The organism is Streptomyces xiaopingdaonensis, from assembly GCF_000262345.1.
GTDB classification, from domain to species: Bacteria; Actinomycetota; Actinomycetes; order Streptomycetales; family Streptomycetaceae; genus Streptomyces; species Streptomyces xiaopingdaonensis.
This window is the reverse complement of sequence record NZ_AJTQ01000053.1, coordinates 1-22,991: the sequence shown is the minus strand read 5'-3', so window position 1 is coordinate 22,991 and position 22,991 is coordinate 1. Positions and strand designations below refer to the sequence as shown.

At 70.1% G+C, this 22,991-nt stretch carries 21 protein-coding genes and 2 pseudogenes; 15 read left to right on the top strand and 8 right to left on the bottom strand.

Going from position 1 to position 22,991, the window contains the following annotated elements; translation table 11 throughout:
• Nucleotides 1–131: 131 nt before the first annotated feature.
• Nucleotides 132–1,439, bottom strand: a complete 1,308-nt coding sequence (locus UWG_RS0104065; protein WP_016905932.1) for an ABC transporter substrate-binding protein — start codon at nucleotides 1,437–1,439, stop codon at nucleotides 132–134.
• Nucleotides 1,440–1,590: 151 nt separating this feature from the next.
• Here UWG_RS0104065 and UWG_RS0104060 point away from each other — a divergent pair, with 151 nt between their 5' ends.
• Entirely contained in the window at nucleotides 1,591–2,607 is a 1,017-nt protein-coding gene (locus UWG_RS0104060) for a LacI family DNA-binding transcriptional regulator (RefSeq protein ID WP_420235610.1), read from the top strand.
• A 224-nt stretch (nucleotides 2,608–2,831) separates the two neighbouring features.
• On the opposite strand, the gene UWG_RS34085 is transcribed toward UWG_RS0104060, so the two are convergent.
• The gene (locus UWG_RS34085; RefSeq protein WP_337459917.1) at nucleotides 2,832–2,930 is read right to left on the bottom strand and encodes a hypothetical protein; all 99 of its coding nucleotides are present in this window, start codon (nucleotides 2,928–2,930) and stop codon (nucleotides 2,832–2,834) included.
• A 158-nt stretch (nucleotides 2,931–3,088) separates the two neighbouring features.
• On the opposite strand from UWG_RS34085, the gene UWG_RS34080 reads away from it, so the two are divergent.
• Entirely contained in the window at nucleotides 3,089–3,379 is a 291-nt protein-coding gene (locus UWG_RS34080; RefSeq protein WP_016905930.1) for a hypothetical protein, read from the top strand.
• A 299-nt stretch (nucleotides 3,380–3,678) separates the two neighbouring features.
• Here the strand turns inward: UWG_RS34080 and UWG_RS0104050 are convergent, their stop codons facing one another.
• The 3 genes from UWG_RS0104050 to UWG_RS0104040 all read right to left on the bottom strand — a co-directional run bounded on the left by UWG_RS0104050 (nucleotide 3,679) and on the right by UWG_RS0104040 (nucleotide 5,417).
• On the bottom strand, nucleotides 3,679–4,020 hold the full coding sequence (locus UWG_RS0104050; protein WP_016905929.1) for a histone-like nucleoid-structuring protein Lsr2: 342 nt from the start codon (nucleotides 4,018–4,020) through the stop codon (nucleotides 3,679–3,681).
• Nucleotides 4,021–4,421: 401 nt separating this feature from the next.
• Nucleotides 4,422–4,856, bottom strand: a complete 435-nt coding sequence (locus UWG_RS0104045) for a DUF2267 domain-containing protein (RefSeq protein ID WP_016905928.1) — start codon at nucleotides 4,854–4,856, stop codon at nucleotides 4,422–4,424.
• A gap of 126 nt (nucleotides 4,857–4,982) precedes the next feature.
• Nucleotides 4,983–5,417: an Hsp20/alpha crystallin family protein gene (locus tag UWG_RS0104040; protein ID WP_016905927.1), complete on the bottom strand. Its 435-nt coding sequence runs from the start codon at nucleotides 5,415–5,417 to the stop codon at nucleotides 4,983–4,985.
• Nucleotides 5,418–5,582: 165 nt separating this feature from the next.
• Here UWG_RS0104040 and UWG_RS0104035 point away from each other — a divergent pair, with 165 nt between their 5' ends.
• Nucleotides 5,583–6,242: a hypothetical protein gene (locus tag UWG_RS0104035; protein WP_016905926.1), complete on the top strand. Its 660-nt coding sequence runs from the start codon at nucleotides 5,583–5,585 to the stop codon at nucleotides 6,240–6,242.
• 288 nt (nucleotides 6,243–6,530) lie between these two features.
• On the opposite strand, the gene UWG_RS0104030 is transcribed toward UWG_RS0104035, so the two are convergent.
• From UWG_RS0104030 to UWG_RS0104020, 3 genes are all read right to left on the bottom strand, one after another.
• A complete protein-coding gene (locus tag UWG_RS0104030) occupies nucleotides 6,531–7,271 on the bottom strand; it encodes an AroM family protein (protein WP_016905925.1) in 741 nt (246 codons plus the stop codon).
• Nucleotides 7,268–8,929, bottom strand: a complete 1,662-nt coding sequence (locus tag UWG_RS0104025) for an OPT/YSL family transporter (RefSeq protein WP_029391150.1) — start codon at nucleotides 8,927–8,929, stop codon at nucleotides 7,268–7,270. Before UWG_RS0104025 ends, UWG_RS0104030 begins: the two co-directional genes overlap by 4 nt.
• Nucleotides 8,930–9,028: 99 nt before the next feature.
• Nucleotides 9,029–10,012 (bottom strand): DUF1177 domain-containing protein, encoded by a 984-nt coding sequence (locus UWG_RS0104020; RefSeq protein WP_016905923.1) that lies wholly within the window; start codon nucleotides 10,010–10,012, stop codon nucleotides 9,029–9,031.
• A gap of 295 nt (nucleotides 10,013–10,307) precedes the next feature.
• On the opposite strand from UWG_RS0104020, the gene UWG_RS0104015 reads away from it, so the two are divergent.
• The 12 genes and pseudogenes from UWG_RS0104015 to UWG_RS0103970 form a co-directional block, all read left to right on the top strand.
• Nucleotides 10,308–11,111, top strand: a complete 804-nt coding sequence (locus UWG_RS0104015; RefSeq protein ID WP_016905922.1) for an IclR family transcriptional regulator — start codon at nucleotides 10,308–10,310, stop codon at nucleotides 11,109–11,111.
• Between the two features lie 22 nt (nucleotides 11,112–11,133).
• Entirely contained in the window at nucleotides 11,134–11,868 is a 735-nt protein-coding gene (gene pepE, locus UWG_RS0104010) for a dipeptidase PepE (protein ID WP_016905921.1), read from the top strand.
• 221 nt (nucleotides 11,869–12,089) lie between these two features.
• Nucleotides 12,090–13,883: an acyl-CoA dehydrogenase family protein gene (locus UWG_RS0104005; protein WP_016905920.1), complete on the top strand. Its 1,794-nt coding sequence runs from the start codon at nucleotides 12,090–12,092 to the stop codon at nucleotides 13,881–13,883.
• Nucleotides 13,884–14,578: 695 nt separating this feature from the next.
• On the top strand, nucleotides 14,579–16,393 hold the full coding sequence (locus UWG_RS29450; protein WP_033195956.1) for a reverse transcriptase/maturase family protein: 1,815 nt from the start codon (nucleotides 14,579–14,581) through the stop codon (nucleotides 16,391–16,393).
• Nucleotides 16,394–16,515: 122 nt separating this feature from the next.
• Nucleotides 16,516–16,937: pseudogene (locus UWG_RS31935) on the top strand (IS110 family transposase); the annotation flags it as partial.
• A gap of 423 nt (nucleotides 16,938–17,360) precedes the next feature.
• The gene (locus UWG_RS34215; protein ID WP_157838529.1) at nucleotides 17,361–17,639 is read left to right on the top strand and encodes a zinc ribbon domain-containing protein; all 279 of its coding nucleotides are present in this window, start codon (nucleotides 17,361–17,363) and stop codon (nucleotides 17,637–17,639) included.
• A gap of 36 nt (nucleotides 17,640–17,675) precedes the next feature.
• A complete protein-coding gene (gene fmdA / locus UWG_RS0103990) occupies nucleotides 17,676–18,917 on the top strand; it encodes a formamidase (protein ID WP_016905917.1) in 1,242 nt (413 codons plus the stop codon).
• A gap of 158 nt (nucleotides 18,918–19,075) precedes the next feature.
• The gene (locus tag UWG_RS32930) at nucleotides 19,076–19,240 is read left to right on the top strand and encodes a hypothetical protein (protein WP_016905916.1); all 165 of its coding nucleotides are present in this window, start codon (nucleotides 19,076–19,078) and stop codon (nucleotides 19,238–19,240) included.
• Nucleotides 19,241–19,521: 281 nt separating this feature from the next.
• Nucleotides 19,522–19,849 (top strand): annotated as a pseudogene (locus UWG_RS33520) (response regulator transcription factor); the annotation flags it as partial.
• A 74-nt stretch (nucleotides 19,850–19,923) separates the two neighbouring features.
• Nucleotides 19,924–21,309 (top strand): dihydroorotase, encoded by a 1,386-nt coding sequence (locus tag UWG_RS0103980; RefSeq protein WP_106429915.1) that lies wholly within the window; start codon nucleotides 19,924–19,926, stop codon nucleotides 21,307–21,309.
• Nucleotides 21,309–22,205, top strand: coding sequence for an IclR family transcriptional regulator (locus tag UWG_RS29445; protein WP_016905914.1), 897 nt, complete (start codon nucleotides 21,309–21,311; stop codon nucleotides 22,203–22,205). The genes UWG_RS0103980 and UWG_RS29445 overlap by 1 nt, the downstream gene beginning before the upstream one ends.
• Nucleotides 22,202–22,991, top strand: a 790-nt coding sequence (locus UWG_RS0103970) for a hydantoinase/carbamoylase family amidase (RefSeq protein ID WP_016905913.1), incomplete at its 3' end; no start/stop codon positions are given. The genes UWG_RS29445 and UWG_RS0103970, both read left to right, overlap by 4 nt.

The window sequence follows — 22,991 nt, the reverse complement described above, 5'->3', positions numbered from 1 at the left end:
GGGTGCGGCCCAGCCGAAGCCCGGCCGCCCCGCCTCGGACACGGGGCGGCCGGTCGGTGCCGCACGGCCGCGTTTTCGGGCGGGGGGCGAGGTGGTCGTCATGGGGGTGTCCAAGTCGGGGCGTGGGCGTGTCAGGACGTCGGCAGGGCTTGCATCGCCGCGATGAAGCCGTCTTCGTCGAGCCCGCCGTTGAGGAACTGCTGCACGGCCTGGTAGAGGGAGGTCGAAGCGGTCTGCGGGTACGCCTGGTCCCAGGAGAGCTGGAAGGCCGGTGCCTCCTTGACGAGGTCGTACTGGTAGCGGGCGAACTCCGGGCTGGCTGCGTCGTCGAGGAAGCGCTCGGTGTTGGTCGTGGTGGGGAGGTTGCCGACGGCCAGTTGGGCCTCGACGAAGCGGTCCGAGTACTGGAGCTTCAGGAACTTTGCCACGGCCTCGGGGTGTTGCGTCTTCTTCAGCACCGAGTAGAAGTTGTTGGTGTTGCCGACGAGGTTGCGCCGGTCGCCCTTGCCGCCCTCGACGGTGGGGAAGGCGCCGTAGCCGAGGTCCTCCTTGGCGAACCGCGGGTGGGAGTCCTGCTGGGTGGAGTACTCCCAGGAGCCCATCAGTTCGAAGCCCGCCTTGCCGGTCGCGAGGAGAGTGGGAGAGCCCTGGTCGGTGAACTTCACCGAGTCGTAGTTGGTGCCGAAGCCGCCGGCGTCGACGAGCTCCCTGAGCATGCCGAGGGCCTTTCTGCTGCCTGCGCCGGACCAGACGTCCTTGTCCCCGTCGAGGGCCTTGCGGAAGAGTCCGGGTCCTGCCACCCGGTCGTAGAGGTACTCGAACCACATGAGGGTCGGCCACTTGTCGCCGCCGCCGAGCGCGATCGGGGTGACCTGCCGCGCCTTGAGTTCCCGTACCGCGTCGAGGAGGTCGTCCCAGGTCTTCGGCTGCGCGACGCCGGCCTCCTCGAGGACCTTCTTGTTGCTGAAGAGCAGCACGGGCTGGGTGCCGCGCATCGGGACTCCGTACGCCTTGCCGTCGACCACGGCGCTGTCGAAGACGGAGGGCAGGAACTTGCGCTTCAGGTCCGGGTTCTCGTCGATGAAGTCGTCGAGCGGGAGCAGGAGATCGGCGTCGACGAACGGTTTGATGCTGCCGCCGCCCCAGTTGAAGAAGACGTCGGGGGCCTGCTTGCTGTTGATGATGGTCTGGAGCTTGGCCTGGTAGTCGGCGCCGGGGATGGTGTCGAGGACGACCTCGACGTCGGAGGTCCTGTTGAAGGCGGCGACCAGTTTCTTCTCCACCTTGTTGGTGGCGTCGCCGTAGACCAGGACGTGAATCTTGCCGTCGTCCCCCTCGCCGGAGCCGGACCCTGAGCCGCATGCGGACAGGGAGAGCGTCAGCGCGAGGGCGACTGCGCCGATCGCGGGGAGGCTCGGGAACCGTGCGCGTTTCCTCATCGCATCGCCTCTCGAAAATGTTTCGACGTTTGTGTCGAAACTTCATCCGTCGGGACGGTAGAGCGGCGTTCACCGGGGGTCAACCCTCGGTTACGGCGTTACCAACTCGTTGCAGAAGGAGGGGGGTTGAGGGTGCTCTATGCTCGTCGGCATGAGCATTGACGACGGGTTCGGACGCATTACGCTGGCTCAAGTGGCCGAGCAGGCAGGCGTTTCCATCTCGACAGTTTCGAAAGTACTCAACGGGCGGCAGGACGTCGCCGCGCCGACGCGGAGACGAGTGGAGCGACTCCTGGAGACGCACGCCTACCGGCGCACCACACGAGCGGCCCGCGAAGCACCGCTCATCGAACTCGTCTTCCACGAACTCGACAGCATCTGGGCGATGGAGCTCATACGCGGCGTGGAGAACGTCGCCAAGGTGCACCAGGCGAGCGTCGTCCTCACCGAGAGCGGAACCCGGCACGCGCCCGACCCGGAATGGATCGAGGGCGTGCTCCAACGCAGGCCGCTCGGCGTCGTGCTCGTCTTCTCCGCTCTCCCGGCCGAGGTCAAGCAGCAACTCCGGTCGCGCGCCATCCCGTTCGTCATCATCGACCCGGCGGGCGATCCCGACCCCGACGTGCCCTCGGTGGGTTCAGCGAACTGGAGCGGAGGGGTCGCGGCGACGCGCCACCTCATCGAGTCGGGCCATCGGCGCATCGGGATCATCACCGGCCCGGAGGACATGCTCTGCTCGCTCGCCCGCCTCGACGGCTACCGCTCGGCGATGAGCATGGCCGGGCTGGAGAGCGACCCCGCACTCGTCAAGTACGGCGACTTCCACGTGGAGGGCGGATACGACGGGGCGAAGGAGCTGCTCAGCCTCCCCGAGCCGCCGACAGCCGTCTTCGCCGGGAGCGACCTGCAAGCGCTGGGCTGCCTCGAGGCGGCGCGGGTCAGCGGGGTACGCGTCCCGCGCGACCTCTCCGTCGTCGGCTACGACGACGTCAGCGTCGCCCGGTGGGCGAGCCCGGCGCTCACCACGGTGCACCAGCCGCTGCAGCAGATGGCCGAGGAGGCCGTCCAACTCCTGCTGCGCCTGCGGGTGGAGGAGCCGGTGACCACCAGACTGGAGCTCGCCACCAGCCTCGTCGTCCGCAAGAGCACCGCGCCGCCACGCGCGTGACGCGGGGACACGCACAGCCGGGCGGGACGTGCCCGGCGGGCGGTGCGTGCGTCCACTGTCAACCGCGAGGCAACTCCCCGTATGCGTAGGCGCATTCTGTGTGAGAGTGCTTTTCTCGTAGGTTGATTCCGCCGCGCACCGAGCACGGAGCAAGCTCCCGAGCACGGCAGTTCGCACCGCCCCCCGCACGGAGGACCAACCGCGGGCGTACCGACGGAAATCCCTCAGGGTTCCGCTTCGAGGAGTTCGGCGATCGCCTGGAGGTGGCGCCGCATACGGTGCTGCGCCAGCGCCGCGTCGCCGGAGACGACGGCGGCGACGATGGCCCGGTGCGCTTCGTGGGAAGCCCGGGCCGCCTCGTCGGAACCGTCGCTGCCCGGGCCCTCCTCGTGTCCTGGTCGAGCTGGGCGAGGACCTCCACGAACAGCGTGACAGCGGGGTTCCCTGCGAATTCGGCGATCACCCGGTGCAGGTTGCTTGCGTGCCTTCGCGTCACTCCACGGTCGAGCAACTGCCGCTCGGCGTCGAGTGCTTCGTCGAGCCGCTCGATCCCCGGCTCCGGTTCGGTGACGACGAGGCCGCCACCGGCCCCCGGCGCATGGCGGCCATCCGCTGGTGCTCCGCCAGCCGTGCGACCTCCCGGAATACGGCTCTGCTCACCCCGTACCGCTCCATTGAGCTCCATTCGGAACCGACCACGGAACCCACGTTCCAGCCGCTCTCCCAGATGTCCTGTTCGATCAGCTCGGCCACCTTTTCGGTGAGCCGCTGATTCCCTTTCTCAGAACCCCGGGAACCGCTCAGCCGCTCACTCACCGCTCTGTGGCCCCGTCCATTCATCGGCCCGCTGGAACACCCGTCGAAGCGGGACCACGGTAGCCAACACGGTCCGGGGCACCGGGAATAGGAGGGGAAACAGCCGCCGGGTGCAGCGTACACGGCGGGGTTCGCTCACGGCAGCAGCGGCGCCCGCGTTACGCGCCGGCCTCCCCGATGCGTCGTGCGGTCCGGGTACGCGTGCGCCGAGGGCGCGGCGGCTCCGAGAGCCGTGCGCCGGCCCCGCGTCGTCTTTCAGTTCTTCTTGGCGTGCGCCTTTTCGTAGGAGGCCCTGACATTGGCCGGGACACGACCGCGTTCGCTGACCTCGAACCCTTGCTGCTTGGCCCACTCCCGGACCGTCGCCGAGTCGGCGGACGTGCTCGCCGCGGCCTTCCGGGCCGTCGGGGCCGACCTGCCGCGCCTGCGTGCGGCGAGAATGTAGGGGTTGAGGAGGTTGGTCAACTTGTCGTGGTTCTCGGCGTTCAAGTCGATTTCGTATTCGCGCCCGTCGATACCGAACCGTACCGTCTTGACGTCGTCGGACTGATCTCCGGTCAGATCGTCGATGTAGATGGTCCTGACCTGTTTTGCCACGGTGTTCTCCTCCGCTGATGGGCTGCCCCTTTATAGCACCCTGGAGCAGCACGGCGAACCGCGGAGGGAGCGCAGAAGCCGAAGCGGTCGCACGAGCCGGAAGTGATTGCCAATCGCCTCGGCCCGTTCCCCTTCCGCATCCGCACAACCCGTTCCGACGGCACAACGAGGATCTCACGGGGCGGGTTTCGCGAACCGAAATACACCCGTGGAATAGCGGAACCGCCGGGCCGCGCCACTGCTTGTCGGGACCCGCTCGGACGGAGGCGTCAGATGCAATGGGATTCCCCGGCCCGAAGAGGCCGGGGGAATCGGGTCTGCACCATATGCGCCACCGATACGAGGAGAAGAGGTGCGCGGCCGCCGGGACCCGACATCTCCCCAGGGGCGGCACCGCGGCATCAAGCGGGCTGCACGAGCTCCGCGCGCCCGAACAACAGGGCGTATCCGGGCCGGAGTTGGGCGAGGACGCGGTCGAGGAGATCGCGGTCGGCCAGGTCGGCGACGACCCGCAGCACGGAACCGACGTCCCAGCGCGTCCTGGCCAGGGTCCCGCCGGTACGGGTGGCCAGGTCCTTCACGAAGCCCCACCCGGTGAGCGGGCGGATGTCGGGGACCTCGGCGACCAAGAGCCGCGCGGCCTCGGCCGGGAGGAGCGCGGCGAGCTCCCCGCGCTCCTCCCCCGTCAACTGCCGCCCGAGGCCGGCGAGTACGTCGCCGACGATCCGCTCCGCGCGCTCCACGTCGGCGTAGGCGCCGGCGCGGCGGACGCGTTCGAGCAGCTCCGGGTAGGCGGCGCGCGTGGTCGTCGTGCCGGGCTCGACCTGCATGAGCATCTGCGGGACACCTTTCTCGCTATGGGGTTGTGGGTGGGGCGGGGCGCCTGTTCGGCGCCCGCATCCGCCCCGTCGTGCGCGCGGACGCGGCGATCGCCACGTCCGCGCCGTCGTGCGTGGGGCCGTTCAGCTCTCGATCTGCTTGCGCTTCCCGCGGCCGACGCTGATCTTGCGCGGCTTGGCACGCTCGGCGATCGGGATGCGCAGGGTGAGCACCCCGGCGTCGTAGTCGGCGGCGATCTGCCGGGTGTCGAGGGTGTCGGCGAGGACGACCTGACGGGAGAAGGCGCCGAGCGGGCGCTCGGCGAGCTCCGTCTGGACGCCGTCCCGGTCGCCTGCGGGACGGCGCTCGGCCTTGACGGTGAGCATGTTCCGCTCGACGTCGACATCGATCGCGTCGGGGTCGACGCCGGGGAGGTCGAGGGCGATGACGTACTCGTCGCCCTCGCGGTAGGCGTCCATCGGCATCGCCGTGGGACGGGTCCAGGTGCCGACCGGGTCGCCGAAGAACTGCCGGCTCAGGCGGTCGAACTCACGGAAGGGGTCGGTGCGCATCAGCATCCGTCAACACCTCCATCGGCTACGGCTCTTGCTGCCGCGGTGGGCGGCAACGTGCTTCTCTTGTAGCATGTCATCGGAACGATGACAAACCACCTCGTCGCTGTTCCGATGACGCTGCGTCCGGAAGCGGCGAGGTGCACTTGAGCAGGAAGCGGGAGCGAGTCGATGAGTTCAGCCGAGCAGCAGCCGACGCCGCGTTCCTTCGTCGCCGCCTCGGTCGCGCTGGGAACGATGGACGAGGCCGTGCGGGCCGCCCGGACCCCGCCCGAGGATCGGCCGGCCGAGGCGGAAGCCGCGGGCACGGCCAGCTCGGAACAGGCCCTCGCCGCGCTCCTGCTGCTGCGCCGGCTCCGCGACGAACTCGCCGGGTGGGAGCCGGCGTTGATCGAGGTGGCGCGCGCGGCAGGCGCGAGCTGGGCGGAGCTCGCACACCCGCTCGGGGTCGCGAGCCGCCAGGCGGCGGAGCGCCGGTACCTCCGGGTCCGCCCCGGCAGGCCGGGCGACACCGGCGAGCAGCGCGTCCAGGACACCCGCAAACGTCGGGCCGGCGACCGCGCCGTCGCGGCCTGGGCCCGTGGCAACGCCGCCGACCTGCGGCAGCTCGCGGCGCGGATCGCCACCCTCACCGGCCTGCCGGACGAAGCGTCCGGCCCCCTCGTCCGGGCCCTCTCCGCCGACGACCCGACCCACCTGCTCGCCCCGCTCAGCGAGGCACGCCCCTACGTCGCGCCGCGCGACAGCGCCCTCACCCACCGGCTCGACACCCTGGCCCGACAGGCCGACGAACTGCGCGGCGCCACGGGGGAACAAGACGGCCCGGCCTGACGGGGGGGGCTTCCGGGGCGTTGCACGAGCCGGTCCGTGCTCGTCCGCGCCGACTTCGACGTGGGCGGCCGGAGCGGTCCGGGCGCGGACCGCCACGACGCACGCTGCCCCCGGCGGCGGAAGCCGCGTCCCGCAACGCCCCGCCGCACCGGACCCGCACGACATTCCGCGTTCGGACCAACCGCACCCGAACAGGGGGCAGTCGACCGACCGCCGTACGGCCGCGCTCCCCCTCGCGAGTGAAGTGAGCGGTAGGCACGGTCCGTTCGGGGCGAGGCCGGAGGAGTGTCAGTCTCGGCCCGCCGTGCCCACCGCCGTGGCCGCCTCCGCTGCCAGGCGGACCGCGAGTGCCCGCGCCAGAAGCGCGGGGCGGCCGGCCGCACGGGCGGCCGTGCGGCGCATCGGCTCCGTGTAGCCGATGCAGTCCAGGACGAGCCAGCGTGCCCCGCCGGCGGCCAAGTGCGAGGCCGCGCGGGCGACTTGCTCTCCGGCGTCGGGCGCGTAGGGGTCGGCGGCCGCCGCGTGCACCCGTCCGGGCAGGAGCGCGGCCCAGCGGCGCGTGACGTCGTCCGCCTGCTCGGGCAGCGGGCAGACGACGCCGACCTCGGCGTCCCCGACGACCGCGCGCACCCCGCGCTGCACGAGCGGCTCCGCGTAGAGCACCGGCCGAGTGGCCGGAATCGGGGGGAAGTTGCCCGTGCACAGCAGCAGTGTCGCCCCCGCGCCGTCCTCCTCGCAGCGGGCGACGGCGTCCCGCATGCGCGGTGCCAGCGCCTCGTGGCCGAGGACGACGGAACCGCCGTCACGGAGCCGGGAGACGAGGGGCGGCTCGTCCGGCGCGGGGGCGAGGCGCGCGCGGGTGCGGGCGCCTTCCTCGCCGTCGAAGACGTCCCCGTCGAGGGCGCCGTGCTCGCGGACGCGGACAGCGCCGAGCAGGGGCGCGACGTCGCCGGCGAGGTCGGTACGGGGCGCCTGCCCGATCGTGACGAGCCCCAGCGCAGGGGAAGTGGTGGAGGGGTCCACGGTCACACCGCCTTGTAGATCTGGCTGACGTCGTTGAGTGAGCTGCCCGCGACGAGGCCCGCGCCGACGAGCGCCAAGTCGTTGTCGGCGGCGGCCTGTTGCCCGTCCGCGGAGTCCGCCCGGCGCTTGGCCCAGCGGGCGTAGCCGACGCGGACGGCGAGCGCGGCGAGGACGAGCCAGCCTGCCTGCGGCGTCGCGACGAGGAGGCCCGTCGCCAGCAGGACGCCCATCTGGCGGGAAGAGCCTCCGAGGAGCTGGACGAGCGCGCCGGGGATCGCCCAGAGCGCCATCATCGTCAGCGCATGCGTGTCCGTGAGACCGGCCTTGAGGGTGTCGACGTACACCTGCGCCACCGGCGGCACCCGGCCGTCCTCGAAGAACGGCTTCCAGGCGACGACCACGACGAGGATCGCGACGGCGAAGCCGACGAGCTGCGCGACGTACTGCTGGCGCCGCCCCGCCATTTCGTAGGGGTGCCAGGGCACGGCGTCCTTGCGCAGCAGCCAGCCGGCCTTGAAGTCGAAGCCGACGTCGGCGAACGCGGGCCCCGTGGAGGCGGCGTAGCCGACGAGGAGGGCGAGCGGCACCATCGGGATGCCGAGGACGAGCCCGAGGATCAGGAAGATCAGGGTCACGGCGAAGGCGGGGAACCACCCCGAGTGCATCGCCGCGAGCCCGACGATGAGCTGGTGCACGAGCGCCGCGACACCGGCGAGGAGCACCCAGCCGACGAGTCCGAGCCCGCTCATGTCGGCGAGGATGCCGCCGGTGAGGGCGACGAAGAGGGCGCCGACGAGGAAGAGCGCGAGCCCCTCCAGGAGTCCGCGCCGCAGTCGGCGGGCGTCGACGGTGCGCGTCTGCGGGGCGAAGGCGTCCTCGGCCTCCCGGGCGGGCTCCCGGCCCCTGCTCCCGCCGTCGCGCTCCCGCATCAACCGGACGGCCTGCACGAGGGCGACGAGCCCGGCGCCGATCATCACGCCGTGCGGCACGTGGTTCGCCGAGAGATCGGTGTCGAGCAGCGTCGGCGCGTACTGCGCGACGAGCAGGCCGACGCCGAACATCAGCAGCGCCCAGATGTTGCCGAGGAAGGCGACGCCGGCCGCGCTCATCGGGAGCTTGAAGAGCGAGCCGAGGAAGCCCACGACCGCGCTGACGCCGAGCATCCCGGCCTTGCGGCCGCCCTCGTCCCCCGCCTTGATCGTCTCGGCTGCCGCGATACCGGCCGGCCACGCGGCGGTCGCGGGCAGCAGCCGCGAGTCGAAGACGCGGTAGAGCACCCAGCTGTCGACGGCGAGGCCGATCACGGCGCCGCCGAGCATTGGCCAGACCAGCCCGGGCTCGCCGAGCAGGAACGGTACGGCGATCGGCGTGACGAGCGAGTTGGCCGCGGCGAACGTGGAGCCGGAGATCGCGGACTGGACGAGGTTCTGGCGGTGCGGGTCGCGCATCCGCGAGAGCGTCGCGAAGGAGAGGCGCCCGATGAGCATGGCGATGAGCGCCCCGATCACCGAGGTGTTGGGGGCGATGCCCAGGGTGGTGATCAGTACGAGGCCGATCACGGCTCCCAGCACGGACAGCAGGACCGTCACGACGAGGGTGACCGGTTCGAGGGCTCTGGGGTGGGTCCGCCTCGCTTCCGGGGCGGGAGCTGGAGAGGTGCTCATAGGGGTCGTCTTTCGGGTGCGGTGCGCGTGGGGCGTACGCGGGGTGGGGACAGGGGAGCCGCCCGGCCGCTCCCCCGCAGCGGCCGGGTGGCCCGTGGGTCAGTCCTCGGTCGCGCCTGCTGTCGACTGGAGCCGGGTCATCGGCCCGTAGAGGTCGACGAGTCGGGCGAACTCCTCCGGGTCGTGGAAGCGCGCAGCCCCTCGTCCGTACTCCTTCGCCGCTTCGACGGCGAAGCGGCCGGCGGCTGCGATGTCGGTCTCGTGGCTGGCACCTGTCGCGCAGCCGGCGACGGCGGGGCCTGTGGTCAGCGCGAGGCCGACGACGGGCGCCGACGTGGCGACGCACGGCTGCATGATCGAGTTGATGTGGTGGACGCCGTTGCCGTACGGGGTGATGTCCTGGGTGGTGACCGGCAGCACGTGCGCGTCCTCGCCCGTGACGGTCTCCAGGATGCCGAGCAGGTCGTCGCTGACCCGCAGGACCCAGCCTTCCTTGGCGGTCGGGGAGAGGGCGAGCCCGCGGTGGTTGAGGAGGCGGTTGCCCTTGGTGGTGTCGATCGAGACGACGGCGTCCATCGCTCCGTCGATCTCCTGGCGGTTGCAGTCGAGGATGGAGACCGGTGAGTCCATGAAGGGCACCGGGTCGTGCGGACGGGTCGGTGCGTCGGGGCAGACGTGGGTGCTGAGGATGACGTCGCCTTCGAGTACGTCCCCGCGCCCGTACATGTCGAGCAGCTTCGCCGTTGCGGCGAGCGCGGCGACGGCGCCGTCCGCGTCGGAGACGAGGCCGGTCCGCTCGGGGCGGGCGCCCACGCCGCCGAGGCGGCCGAGGACGCCGAGGGTGGGGGCGCTGCCGCCGGCGCGAGCCCCGTCGCGGCCGGGGACGACGGCCTTCACGAAGTCCGTGCCGCCCTGCGCGCCCTCGATGCGGGTGACGGAGATCTCGACGCGGTCGGCCTCGGCGGTGCGGTCCGCCTGCTGCGCCGCCCGGTGGAGGACGTCGCGGAGGTGCGCCGCGAGGCTGTGCCCGTCGGCCTGCGGGCGGTCGAGGAGTTCGAGGACGTCCAGTACGTGCTTGAGCACCGTGGGCTCCTTGGGGGTGGTGCGGTCGGGACTCGGACGGCGACGCCTTCCGGGGCGATGCCCGGGCCGCCGTGCGGGTGGGCGACGGGCGGGGGCCGTGCGAGGGGCAGCGTCGTTGCTGCGGGGGATGCGGCGCCGGGCCGCGGGAGCCGTCGCGCCTTCGAGGTCGCGCCGGGCATCGGGTGGGCGGCGGTGGCCGTCGGCCGATGCCGCCAGGTTGCTCCCCCGCGCTCCGCGAGAGCAACCTTTTCCCGATATGTGAGAAGCAGAGGCGGATACCGGTAGGGTACGCCGGGTGACTACCGATCGAGGGGCTCCGCTGAAGACCGCGGACCGCACGCTCCAGGTGCTGCTCGCCTTCACCCACGACCGCGACGAGTGGGGGGTGACCGATCTCGCCGCCGAGTTCGGCTGGGACAAGTCCGTCACCCAGCGCCTCCTCGCGGCGCTCGCGCACCGGAGGTTCCTCGTCTCCGACGCCGTCACCCGGCGCTACCGGCTGGGCCCCGCCGTGTGGCACATGGCCACCGCCTGGGAGCGGCACGGCGGGATGGCGGGACTGGTGCGTCCGACGCTGCGGGAGCTCGCCGCGGAGAGCGGGGTGACCGCGCTCTTCGCCGTGCCCGACGGCGCCCACCTCAGGTGCGTCGACTCGGCCGACGGGACGCTGGGCCCGCTGCGGACCTACCGTCTCGCCGAGGAGCTCTACCCGGGGCACGCGGGCGCCACCTCGCGCGCGTACTTCGGGATGCTCGCGCCCGGCGCCCGCGCCGCCGCCCTCTACGGTCGCCCGATGGCCCGTTTCAGCGAGCGGACCGTCACCGACCCCGCGCAGCTGGAGGAGCTGATGTGCCGGGTACCGGTCGACGGCTACGTGTACTCCGAGGGCGAGTACGACCCCGCGACGGCCGGGCTCGCCGTGCCCGTCGTGGTGCGCGCGCAGCCGGTGGGCTCGCTGACCCTCGTCGGACCGCACCGCCAACTCGCCGACGACCGCGATGAGTTGCTCATACCGCTGCGCTCCGCCGCGGAGGGCCTCGGGGAACTGCTCACCCCTCGCCGAGTCCGGGGCCGAACCCCCCGGACGTCCCGCAACTGAAGAAGAGAAAGGCCGGACCACCGTGAAGCTGCTCTTGCTGTCGAACTCCTCGGCCCCCGGACGGGGTTACCTCGACCACGCGCGGGAGGTGATCGCCGAGCACCTCGACGGCGTGCGCGAACTGCTCTTCGTCCCGTACGCGCTCGCCGACCACGACGCCTACACCGCGAAGGTCGCGGCGTTCATGGGCGAGTTGGGCGTGCGGGTGCGCGGCGTGCACGGCTCGGGCGATCCGCGCGGCGAAGTGGCCGCGGCCGAGGCTGTGTTCGTCGGCGGGGGCAACAGCTTCCGGCTGCTGCGGGCGCTCCAGGGGCACGGGCTCGTCCCGGAACTCGCCCGACGCGCAGGAGAGGACGGGGTGCCGTACATGGGGTCGAGCGCCGGGACCAACATGGCCTGTCCGACGCTGCGGACCACCAACGACATGCCGATCGTCCAGCCGGCGTCGTTCGAGACGCTGGGGCTCGTCCCCTTCCAGATCAACCCGCACTACCTCGATCCGCAGCCGGGAAGCGCGCACATGGGCGAGACCCGGGCGGAGCGGCTCGCCCAGTTCCTCGAGGAGAACGACGTGCCCGTCCTCGGCCTGCGCGAGGGCACCTGGCTGCAACGCCGGGACGGCGCGATGGAGTTGGGCGGCACACCGGCGGGTGCGCGGCTCTTCTCCGCGGGGGCGGAGCCGGTCGAGTACGCGCCGGGGGCCGACCTGAGCAGCCTGCTCGCGGCCGCGCCGCGGTTCGACCAGCGCACGGTCTGACGGCGCGCGGGGGCCGCATGCTTGGTGCGGCCCCTGAGCGCCAAGTGCTGTGGATCCGCCGGTCGTTGCGTGCGGCGCGGCTCACCGTCCGACAGCACGTCGGGCGGTGAGGAAGGCGACAGGCGACCGAACTCCCGTTCTCCCGCACGGAGTTGTGTGCACGTTCCGCATCTCCCGTCGCTGCGACGCTTCTTCGCGCCGGGAGGCTCGTTGGGCAGGGCATGTCGACAGCAACAGGCGCCGGCTCCGGCGCACCCGACGTCCGCGCGCTCTCCGGGCTCCTCTTCCGGGACGGTCAGGGAGCCGCCCACGAGCACTGGCGGAAGGTGATCCGCCACGAACTCTTCCGTCACCGTCCCCACGCCTCGGACGAGGAGCGACGGCACCTCGCCTACCAACGGCTCCGCGCCGTGCACGAGGAAGCCGGCTGCCCTGTCCAACTGGCGCGCGACCCGCAGGCCCTCGCCGCGCTCCACGAGTGGACCGCACTCGTCGACGGCGCCACGGCCACCGTCGCGGGCATCCACTACAACCTCTTCCTCGGCAGCCTCCTCGACGACGACACCGGACGCGACCTGGAAGAGTTCACGACCCTCGACCGCGTCGGGACGTTCCTGTGCACGGAGCGCGCCCACGGCAACGACGTCTCGGCGCTGGAGACGACCGCGCGGTACGACCGGCAGCGCGCCGAGTTCGTCCTGCACACGCCGCACGAGCGGGCGCAGAAGTACATGCCGAACACGAGCGCCGCCGGCGGGCCGAAGTCCGGTGTCGTCGCGGCCCGCCTCGTGGTGGACGGCGAGGACCACGGGGTCTTCCTCTTCCTCTGCCCCTTGAGCGATCACGAGGGCCCGCTGCCCGGCATCACGGTGGAACCGCTGCCGCCGCGCGTCGGCAGTCCCGTGGACCACTGCGCCACGTCCTTCGACCAGGTGCGGCTGCCCCGGGGCGCGTTGCTGGAGGGGCCGCACGGCCGCCTCGACGAGGAGGGACACTTCGTCAGCTCCGTCGGCAACGTGCGCAAACGTGCGCTGCACGCGATCGGCAGGGTCGCCGTCGGCAAGCTCTGCATGAGCGCGAGCACCCTCGGAGGCTGCCGCACCGCACTCGCCATCGCCGTGCGCTACGCCCGCTACCGCACCGTCTCCGGCCCGGCCGCCGGGACGCGCATCCCCCTCGCCGCGCACCGCAGCCACCGCGCCCCGCTGTTGCGGCACACGGCCACCGCCTACGCCATGACGTTCCTGCACCGCGCCACCGCACGGCACTGGGTCACCCACAGCGCCGACCAACGTGCCGCCTCCGAGAGGCGCGTGGCCGTAACCAAGGGGTGGATCACCTGGCAGGGACGGAACATCGTCACCGCGGCACGGGAGCGGTGCGGGGCCGCCGGACTCTTCCCCGTCAACGGACTCGCCGAGTTCCAGGCGAACGTCGACGGCGCGATCACCGCCGAGGGCGACAACCTCGCCATCTGGTGCAAGGCCGCGTCCGAGATGCTCTTCGGCGCCGACCTCGCTCCTGAGGCACCGCCCGCGACGGGCGGAGAGCCGCTCACGGAACCGGAGTTCCTGCGCCGCCTCGTCGCCGCGTCCGAACGCCACTCGCACGCCACCGCACGCGGTCAACTGCGCTCGGGCGGGCGCGGAGACACGCTCGGCCGCTGGAACAACGCGTCGACCGCCGCGTTGGACATGGTCGAGTCGCACGCAGTCGGCCTCGCCTCCGACGCCTTCACCGCCGCCCGCGAGGCCCTGGACCGCACCCGGACCCGCGCCGTCCTCGACGACCTGCACGCGCTCTTCCTCCTCGACCGCGTCGCGCCGCACTCCGGACAGCTCCTCGCCGACGGAGCCCTCACCCGCGAGCAGGTCGAGCGCCTCCCGTCGGCCCAGCAGACGCTCGTCGAGCGGCTCCTTCCCCAACTCGACGCGCTGACCGAGGCGTTCGGCGTCCCGGAGGAGCACTTCGCCGCGCTGCCGATGCTGTCCGGCACCGCGGAGCAGGAGGGCTGACGGCGGATCGTCCCCCGTCGTGTTTTTCGTGGTCCTGGGGGGATGGCGTCACCGAGCCTGAGAGGGGCCGTCGGAGACGCTGGCGAGAGGTCCGGCCGCCGCCTGGTCCTGCGCAATACCGGACGGTTCGCGGGTGGCAGGTCTGCATAACGTGGATGCGCGAGGTGCGCCGTGCGGCGCTTCGTTGTATCCCCGACTCAGTCGGGAAGAACTTGGAGGGATGTTCTTGAGTCGCCTGGCTCACCTGGACGCGAAAGCGCGAGGGGACAACAGCATGCCAGGGAAGCGGGGGCCGTCTGGAGGCGTCCAGGGCACTGCCCCGCGAGACTCGTTCGATATGGCCAAAGCTGGATTGCCTGAAGCCCAATCTCCAGCGGCGTCTACCACCGCCGTCGGAACGACGCCTGTCACCGACATCTCGTCCTGCCCGCCTCTGGCTCGCGATGGCAAGGCAACCTCCGGGACGAGGAGCGCCGCCCAGCGAGGGTGGTCAAGGAGATGAGTGGGCGGCCTACGTCGAGCTCGATACGTACAACGAAGACGCACCACGGGATCGCCTACGGGACGCGAGTCCTAAGGCGACGGAGTGCTCGTAGTAGTCGCAGGAGTAACGACCTGCCAGGGAGAACGGGAGATCCGTTTACAGGGCAAAGGGGCACAGGGGGTCAGGACATTGCGGCCGGGAGGTATGCGTAATGCAGAACGCTGAAACGGTCTTACATGTCATTCGGGAGCGCGGCAGACGTGGTCTGCCGCTGGAGAGGGTCTATCGGCAGCTGTTCAATCCGAGCCTCTTCCTCATGGCCTATGGGCGAATCCAGTCCAATGCAGGCGCTATGACGCCTGGGGTCGACGGGGAGACTGCGGATGGGACGTCACTGGAAAAGATCGACTCGATCATCGGGTCTCTACGCTCGGAATCGTATCGGTGGACGCCAGTAAAGCGGGTCTACATCGAGAAGAAAGGGTCACGTAAGAAGCGCCCGCTAGGACTACCCGTCTGGTCTGACAAGCTGGTTGCCGAAGTGGTGCGTCTCTTATTGGAGGCGTACTACGACGTCCAGTTCTCTGACCGTTCTCATGGTTTCCGTCCCGGGCGAGGATGCCATACGGCATTGCGTGATGTGGCGGATACTTGGAAGGGAACGCATTGGTTCATCGAGGGTGATATCTCTGACTGCTTCGGCAGCCTGGATCACGAGGTGATGCTCGACATCCTTTCGGAGAAAATCCCCGACGGTCGATTCTTGCAGTTGATCAGCAGGATGTTGAAGGCTGGATATCTGGAGGACTGGCGGTGGAACTCTACACTCAGCGGTGCCCCGCAGGGTGGAGTGGCTTCGCCGATCCTGTCCAACATCTATCTGGACCGGTTCGACCGATTCGTTGAACAGCGCCTGCTGCCGGAATACAACCGAGGTGATACGCGACGGCGACACCCTGAATACCAGCGTGTGGCTACCCAGATCGCCAGGGCTAAAAAGCGGGGTGACGCCGAAACCGTGCTGTTGCTAAGGCAGGAGCAACGGAGCAGGTCGAGCCTCGACCTGAACGATCCGGGCTACCGGCGTCTGCGGTATGTGAGGTACGCCGACGACTGGCTTCTCGGTTTTGCCGGGCCCAAGAGCGAGGCCAAGGAAGTGAAGGAAAGGGTTCGGATCTTCTTACGAGAAGAGCTCAAATTGGAGCTGTCTGATCCTAAGACCCTCATCACACACGCTGCCAGTCAGGCGGCGAGTTTCCTCGGCTACTCGATAAGGGCTCAACGCAGCGATACGAAGATATCCGGAGGGCGCCGTGCAGCCAACGGCGTGATCGGACTCTATGTACCGCAGCAAGTGATCCGGCAGAGATGTGCGCTCTACATGAAGCGTGGGAAACCAGAATCCCGTGGGGGGCTAATCCGCGACAATGATTACTCAATCGTGGTGAAGTATCAGGCGGAGTACCGAGGGTTGGTGCAATACTACCTTCTCGCTCAGAACGTTCACCGTCTGGGTGTTTTGCGATGGGTCATGGAGACGTCGATGCTCAAGACTCTCGCGAACAAGCACAAGTCAACCGTCCGCAAGATGGCCCGTAAATTTCACGGGACCGTCGAGACCCCGGATGGCCCGCGCTGGTGCTTGCAAGTCACGATTCCACGTGACAAGGGAAGGAAGCCACTGATCGCCACCTTCGGTGGGATACCACTCAAGCGTAAACGCACAGCAGAAATTACGGACCGGGCTCCGGCCACCAATCGCACTCGCGGCAATGAACTCTTGCAGCGGCTGTTGGTTGGCGAGTGTGAGATGTGCGGGGAGAAGTCGAATCTGCACGTCCATCACATCCGGAAAATGGCCGATCTGAAACGGCCTGGACGGCCGGACCGTCCTTCGTGGGTGATTCTCATGGCGAGCAAGAAACGCAAGACGCTCATCGTCTGCCAGACCTGCCACCATGACATCCACGCTGGCCGGGCCACTTCCTCCACCCGAAAACGAACTCTGGAGAGCGACGTGCGGTGAAAGCCGCACGCGTCGTTCGGGAAGGGGCCGTCGGAAAAGGACCCGCACCACGGGCACCTCGCCGGCGGCCTACTTCACCACGACACCGACGCCGACACCATCAACACCTGTGATGGGGCAGGATGTTCGAGAGCGAAGACGGGGGCGTGTTCCTCGGCCTGACGTCGGCAAGAGTGCCCTTCCCGGCCACGGGATCACCGCGGCCGGGAAGACGGTCTTCGACAAGCACACCGCGAAGCTCGGCACGGTGCCGGTACTCGTGGACCAACCCGCCTCGGGCCCTCCCGCCGACCGTCGCGCGAGACGCGGGCCGCCGCGTCGCCTACTTGCCAGCACCGGCGACGCGGCGGATCGCCGACCTCTGTCCGGGCGAGGCGAAGACGGACGCGGCCGTGACCGCGGACGCCGTCCGCACCATGCCGCACACCCTGCGCTCCCTGGAGCCGACCGACCAGATCACCGCCGAACCGACCGCCCCCGTCGGCTTCGGAACTTCGCGGCCGAGGCCACCCGCACCTCCACCCGGATACGCGGCCTGCTCACCCACGAGCCCCGACCCACCACCATCACCCTCGCCGCATAAACCGGACGCCCCCCCCGGAACCGGCAGCCCGACCGACGAAAAACATGGAGCCCACCCCGCAGCGTAACCACCCGCTGTCCAAGCCCACGGGGAAGTCCGGATCCGGTGCTCCGCCCAATTCGAGCCGCCTCGACCTTTTTCTCAAACGGTGCAGCACAACAGGCTGCAGCCCTGTCCAGAATCACGAGCCTGCATATTCACTGAGTCACAACAGCCCCGGAAGTCCCGGCAACATCCCACACTGCCGCGGTCCGCCGAGGTATTTTCAGCGCTGCCCCTGCCCGACGGACCATTCCGCCTCCCCTTTCGCCCTTGCCCGGGAGTACGTTGCGCTGCCCGGGTACTGGGGCGTCGCCGGGTGGACCGCTGCCGCTGGAGACGTCCATGCTCCGTTACGACTACCGCTGTCCCGACTGCAACTTGTTCGAGGTCTCGTGCACTGCCGGGACCGCTGCCCCTCAACTTCCCTGTCCGCGATGCGGCGTTCCCGCTGCCCGGGTCTTTTCACCGCCCGTCCTGCTGTCCGGCTCCAGCCCGGTGGCGCGGGCCGTGGCGGCGGACCGCCGCAGCGCGTACGCCCCGGACGTGGTGAACACGCTCCCTCCGGTATCCGGCCGGCCTGCTGCGCGGCGCCCGCGGCACTCCGCTCTGCCACGACCCTGACGGCCCGTCGGCCACCCGACCAAGAAGGGATACGCCATGCCGGAAGTCCTGTTTCCCGTCGACCAGTCCCGGTCCTTCTACGACCAGCAGGTGCCGTGCCACAACCGTTGGCACCCCGACATCCCGCCGGTGGCCTCCGTCCGTCCCGGCAGCGAGTTCCGCCTGGAGTGCCGCGAGTGGTTCGACGGCACGATCGGCAACAACGACTCGGCACACGACGTCCGGGACGCCGACCTGTCCATGGTGCATCCGCTGAGCGGACCCGTCGCGGTCACCGGGGCGCAGCCTGGCGATCTGCTGGTGGTCGACATCCTCGATCTCGGCCCCGTCCCCCAACAGGCGGGGCCCGTCGCAGGCCAGGGGTGGGGCTACACCGGGGTCTTCGCCCGGACGAACGGCGGTGGCTTCCTCACCGACCACTTCCCCGACGCCCACAAGGCCGTGTGGGATTTCCACGGGCAGACCGCCACCTCGCGTCATCTGCCCGGGGTCGGTTTCACCGGCATCACGCACCCGGGGCTCATCGGTACCGCACCCTCCCACCAGCTTCTCGACCAGTGGAACGCCCGGGAGGCCGCCCTCATCTCCACCGCGCCCGACGCCGTGCCGCCGCTGGCCTTGCCACCGTTGGAACACAACGCGCTCATGGGTTCGTTGACCGGGAACGCCGCGCGCGAGGCTGCTCGTACGGGCGCCCGTACGGCGCCGCCTCGCGAGAACGGCGGGAACCAGGACATCAAGAACCTCACCCGAGGGGCGCGGGTGTTCCTGCCCGTCTTTGTCGAGGGAGGTCTCCTGTCCGCGGGCGACCTCCACTTCAGCCAGGGCGACGGCGAGATCACCTTCTGCGGCGGTATCGAGATGGGCGGCTTCCTCGACCTGCACGTCGACCTCATCAAAGACGGCATGAACGCCTACGGAATCGAGCACAATCCCGTCTTCATGCCGGGCCGCACCGAACCGCGCTACAGCGAGTTCCTCACCTTCACCGGCGTGTCCGTCGACGAGAGCGGCAACCAGCACTACCTGGACTCCCAACTCGCCTACAAACGCGCCTGCCTGAATGCCATCACGTATTTGACACGCTTCGGTTACACGCCGGAACAGGCCTACCTGCTTCTCGGCGCCGCCCCCGTCGAGGGGCGCTTCAGCGGAGTGGTCGACATCCCCAATTCCTGCGCCACCCTCTACCTCCCGACCGCCATCTTCGACTTCGACGTACGCCCTTCTTCGTCGGGACCGCAATGCAGTCCCCGGGGCAGCTGCGCAACAAGCTGACAAGGGACAGAGTCAGCGGCTCCCCGCGAACCCCACCGCGACAGGCAGTCCGTCAGCCGGCCGTACGGCCTCCCACTGCGTGGGGCACACGAGGGGCAGGGCGATCTGAATCACCGGACGCCCGGCAAGCACGGTCGTACGGGCGCCGGAGCCGTCGCGTGTCACGCGGCCACCACCGCACCCGCTCAGGCAGCCTTCGCCCTCCCGGACGCGAACTCGCCGGTATCCGCACGGCGTTGGACGCGGCGGGCATCGTCGGCGAGCTCCCGGTGCGCGAGGACCACGCGCAGCTCACGCCCGCGCGCGAGGCGGCGGTCGCCTGAACGCTGCGCGAGGCCGTCACCAACGTCGTCCGCCACAGCGACGCCTCGCGCTGCACGGTGACACCCATCGCGTCGGCGTCAGCGACTGGGGAATCAGCATCGGCGCCCGCCGTCGTCGACGACGGACGTGGCCCCACCGGCACCGGCGGCGGGCTCGACGAGCTCGACAGGCGTCGCGAGCGACTCGCCCTCGTCGACGGAGCATTGGAGACCTCGCCCGGCGAACGCGGCGGATTACCCCTACGCGCCACCGTGCCCTCAGTGCCCTGAACCGCGTGATCATGCTGCTGCTCGCCGAGGACCAGGCGATGGTCCGCGAGGCGCTGGCCGCACGGCTGGAACTGGAACCGGACATCCGAATCGCCGCCCAAGTGGGCAGAGGGGACGATGCGCCGGGCGGTCGCGAACGAGCGCGTCATCGGCCCCGAACTCGCCGCCGCGGCTCTCGCGGAGGGCGCCAGCCCGCTCACCGCGCGGGAGCGGGACGTCCTCGACGCGGCCGCACGCGGCCTCGACAACGCGCAGATCGCGCAGGAACCGCACCTTTCTCGCGGGACGGTGCGTGACCACCTCTCCACAGCCATCCGGAAGACGGGAGCGGAGCACCAGCTTCACCTGCGGCATTCCCATTCTGCGGGAAGCACCTGTCGGGTCCCTGTGCCGAATCCCTACGGTCCCCTCCCATGGACGTTTCCGAACAAGCTCACCGGACGGCTGACACGGTCATCACCGGGTTGGTGCAGACCATGGAAGGGGTCTTCCAGCGCGGTCGCGTTTTCATCGAGGGCGGCGTGATCACCGCGGTGGCAACCGGCGGCGAGAGCGTCGCGGACGGCGCCCGGCTCATCGATGTCGGCGACTCCTACGTGCTGCCCGGCGCGGTCGACGCCCACGTGCACTCCTACTCGCATGGCGGTGAAGGACTCAGGGCGTCCACCTCTGCAGCCGCGGCCGGTGGCGTGACGACCATCGTGGAGATGCCCTTCGACGGAACCGGTCCGGTCAACCGGCGCGAGCGGCTCGAGGCGAAACTCGAGAAGGTGGCGGAGGAGGCGGTCGTCGATGTCGCGGTGCTCGGCACCCTGGAGCCGGGCGGCGGCTGGCGCCGCACGGGCGAGCTGGTCGACGGCGGCGTGGTCGGCTTCAAGGTCTCCCTCTTCGACACCGACCCCTTCCGCTTCCCGCGGACCAGCGACGCCGAACTGCTCGACGTGACGGCGGCGATCGGTGAAGCCGGATCCACGCTGTGCGCCCACGTCGAGAACAACGAGATCATCAAGGCTCTGCTCGCTGATGCGGGCAACCGCTCCTCCACCGACCCGAGCGTGCACGGCCGCACCCGCCCCCCGGTCTCGGAGACCCTCGGTGCGCTAACCGCGATGGAGATCACCGCGCACCAGGGCAACGCGATGCACCTGTGCCACCTTTCCCTGGGCCGCTCGGCGGACCTGGTGGAGTGGTACCGCGATCAGGGCGTCGACATCAGCTTCGAGACCTGCCCGCACTATCTGCTGCTGACCGAAGAGGACATGATGGCCCACCGCGGCCGGCTGAAGATCAATCCGCCGCTGCGCACGGCCACCGACCGGAACGCCATGTGGCAGGCCGTTACGTCCGGTCTCGCCTCGGTGATCTCTTCCGATCACGCGCCCTGGCCGACGGCGCTGAAGGACCACGAGGCGATCCTCGACAACAGCTCCGGAGCACCCGGCGTCCAGACGCTGGTGGCCACCACCCTGGGCGAGTGTCTGCACCGATACGGCGACGGCCGCGAATTTTCCCGCACGGTCGCCGCCCTCACGGCGAACCCCGCCGACCGCTACGGCATCGGTCACACCAAGGGGCGTCTGCAGCCTGGATACGACGCCGACGTCATGGTCCTCACGCCCAGTGACGACTGGCGTATCGACACAGCAGCGCAGCTCTCGAACGCCGGCTGGACCCCGTACCACGGGTACGCGCCGGGGGCGCAGGTCACTCTCACCCTCAGCCACGGGAACGTGGTCTACGACGCCGGAAAGGGACTCCTGGGCGTCCCGGGCCGAGGGAAACAGGTACAGCGGAAGTGATGTGGTGGGAGGAGAGAGGGGAGGGCACAGCAGCAGCCGGGGCCGCCAGGGAGCTGTCGTCGCTCGACCGTGGCCTGCTGGTGCTGGCGTTTATCCAGGATCGCGGGCAGGTCGACGTCGCGGAGATCGTCGCGCATCTCGGGCTGCCGTCCTCGAGCGCCTACCGGTACGTGCGGAAACTGAAGCGGGCCGGGTACGTGGTGGAAGTGGGCAGCCGACTGCTGCCGAGCACGCGCCTGGCCGACCGGGCCACCAACGATTCCATTCACCTGGTCGACCACGCCCGGCCGGTGCTCGGTCACCTCCGCGCCGCCACGGGACTGACGGCTGCCGTGTCGGTACGGGTGCACACCGCGGCGCTCTGCCCGGATTCCCGGCGCAGCGGCCCCGGCAGTGTCGCCTTCCTGCCGGGCGAGGTCCACACCCTCTATTCGGGGGCCAGCGCGACGCCGCTGCTGGCCATGGCACCGCGTGCGGTCCAGCAGCAGGTGCTGCAGGAACCTCTGCACCGCTACACGACCGCGGCACCGGGCCTGGGAGAGCTGCGACGGGAGCTGGCGGTGATTCTGCGCCAGGGCTACCACTTCTCCCGCGGCTGGCTCACCCCCGGCATGTCGGCAGTCGGGGTGCCGCTGGTCGTCGGTGGGCGATGCCTGTGCGCCTTGTCCCTGGTCGGTGCCGACCACCTCCTCGCCGACGTCACCGAGCCCGTACGGCTGCTGCAGGAGGCCGCCGACATGCTCGCAGAGCGCCTGCAACAGGAGCTGCCCACCGCCTGGACCCCGCCCGACCGGGACGACGCCGCCACCGAGCAGGTCGGCACACTCGAGAACCCGGCCGACCCCCTCAAGCGGGGCCGGTCTCACTACGAGAAGGAAACGCCTGAATCCCCATGACTGCCGCCATCAAGCTGGACTCCCTCGAGCCGAACCGAGCCCGCCTCCACGCACGCCTGGAGGAGCTGGCCACCTTTCACGACCCCGACTTCCCCGGCTGGAGCCGCGAGGTCTTCTCCAACCCCTACCGGGCCTCACGCGATTGGGTCCGTCGCCAGATGGCCGACGCCGGCCTGGAGCCGGTGGTGGATCCAGCCGGGAACATTATCGGACGCCTGCCGGGCCGCAGCTCCGGCTCCCCTGCCCTCGTCACCGGCTCACACACGGACACCGTGCGGCAGGGCGGCCGGTTCGACGGAATCGTCGGGGTGATCGGCGGCGTCGAAGTCGCCCAACGACTGAGGGAGACCGGTACTCAGCTCGAACACGACCTGCTCGTGGTGGACTTCCTCGGCGAGGAAGCCAACGAGTTCGGCATCTCCTGTCTGGGCTCCCGTTCGATCGCCGGCATCCTGAAGGCGGAACATCTGGAGCGTACCGACAATGCCGGAGTGCGGCTCGGCGACGCAATGGAGCGCTTCGGCCTCGATCCGCAGGCGGCGCTGCGCCAAGCGTGGCGGCCGCAGGATGTCCACGCATACGCAGAACTCCACGTCGAGCAGGGCCCGTTGCTCGAACGCAGCGGCACCGGCATCGGAGTGGTCACCGCCATCGCCGGTATCGACCGGCTGCTGGTGCACTTCGCCGGGCAGGCCGGACACTCGGGCACGACCCCGATGGCCGACCGGCACGATGCGCTGGTGTCGGCCGCGGCCGCCGTCCTGACAGTCGAGCGCGTCGGTTGCG

What these genes read in the sequence shown, in the direction of transcription:
- UWG_RS0104065 (WP_016905932.1), bottom strand. Translation starts at nt 1,439, where the DNA reads ATGAGGAAACGCGCACGGTTCCCGAGCCTCCCCGCGATCGGCGCAGTC.
- UWG_RS0104060 (WP_420235610.1), top strand. Translation starts at nt 1,591, where the DNA reads ATGAGCATTGACGACGGGTTCGGACGCATTACGCTGGCTCAAGTGGCC.
- UWG_RS0104045 (WP_016905928.1), bottom strand. Translation starts at nt 4,856, where the DNA reads ATGCTCATGCAGGTCGAGCCCGGCACGACGACCACGCGCGCCGCCTAC.
- UWG_RS0104040 (WP_016905927.1), bottom strand. Translation starts at nt 5,417, where the DNA reads ATGCTGATGCGCACCGACCCCTTCCGTGAGTTCGACCGCCTGAGCCGG.
- UWG_RS0104035 (WP_016905926.1), top strand. Translation starts at nt 5,583, where the DNA reads ATGAGTTCAGCCGAGCAGCAGCCGACGCCGCGTTCCTTCGTCGCCGCC.
- UWG_RS0104025 (WP_029391150.1), bottom strand. Translation starts at nt 8,929, where the DNA reads ATGAGCACCTCTCCAGCTCCCGCCCCGGAAGCGAGGCGGACCCACCCC.
- UWG_RS0104005 (WP_016905920.1), top strand. Translation starts at nt 12,090, where the DNA reads ATGTCGACAGCAACAGGCGCCGGCTCCGGCGCACCCGACGTCCGCGCG.
- UWG_RS29450 (WP_033195956.1), top strand. Translation starts at nt 14,579, where the DNA reads ATGCAGAACGCTGAAACGGTCTTACATGTCATTCGGGAGCGCGGCAGA.
- UWG_RS34215 (WP_157838529.1), top strand. Translation starts at nt 17,361, where the DNA reads ATGCTCCGTTACGACTACCGCTGTCCCGACTGCAACTTGTTCGAGGTC.
- fmdA (WP_016905917.1), top strand. Translation starts at nt 17,676, where the DNA reads ATGCCGGAAGTCCTGTTTCCCGTCGACCAGTCCCGGTCCTTCTACGAC.
- UWG_RS0103980 (WP_106429915.1), top strand. Translation starts at nt 19,924, where the DNA reads ATGGACGTTTCCGAACAAGCTCACCGGACGGCTGACACGGTCATCACC.
- UWG_RS29445 (WP_016905914.1), top strand. Translation starts at nt 21,309, where the DNA reads ATGTGGTGGGAGGAGAGAGGGGAGGGCACAGCAGCAGCCGGGGCCGCC.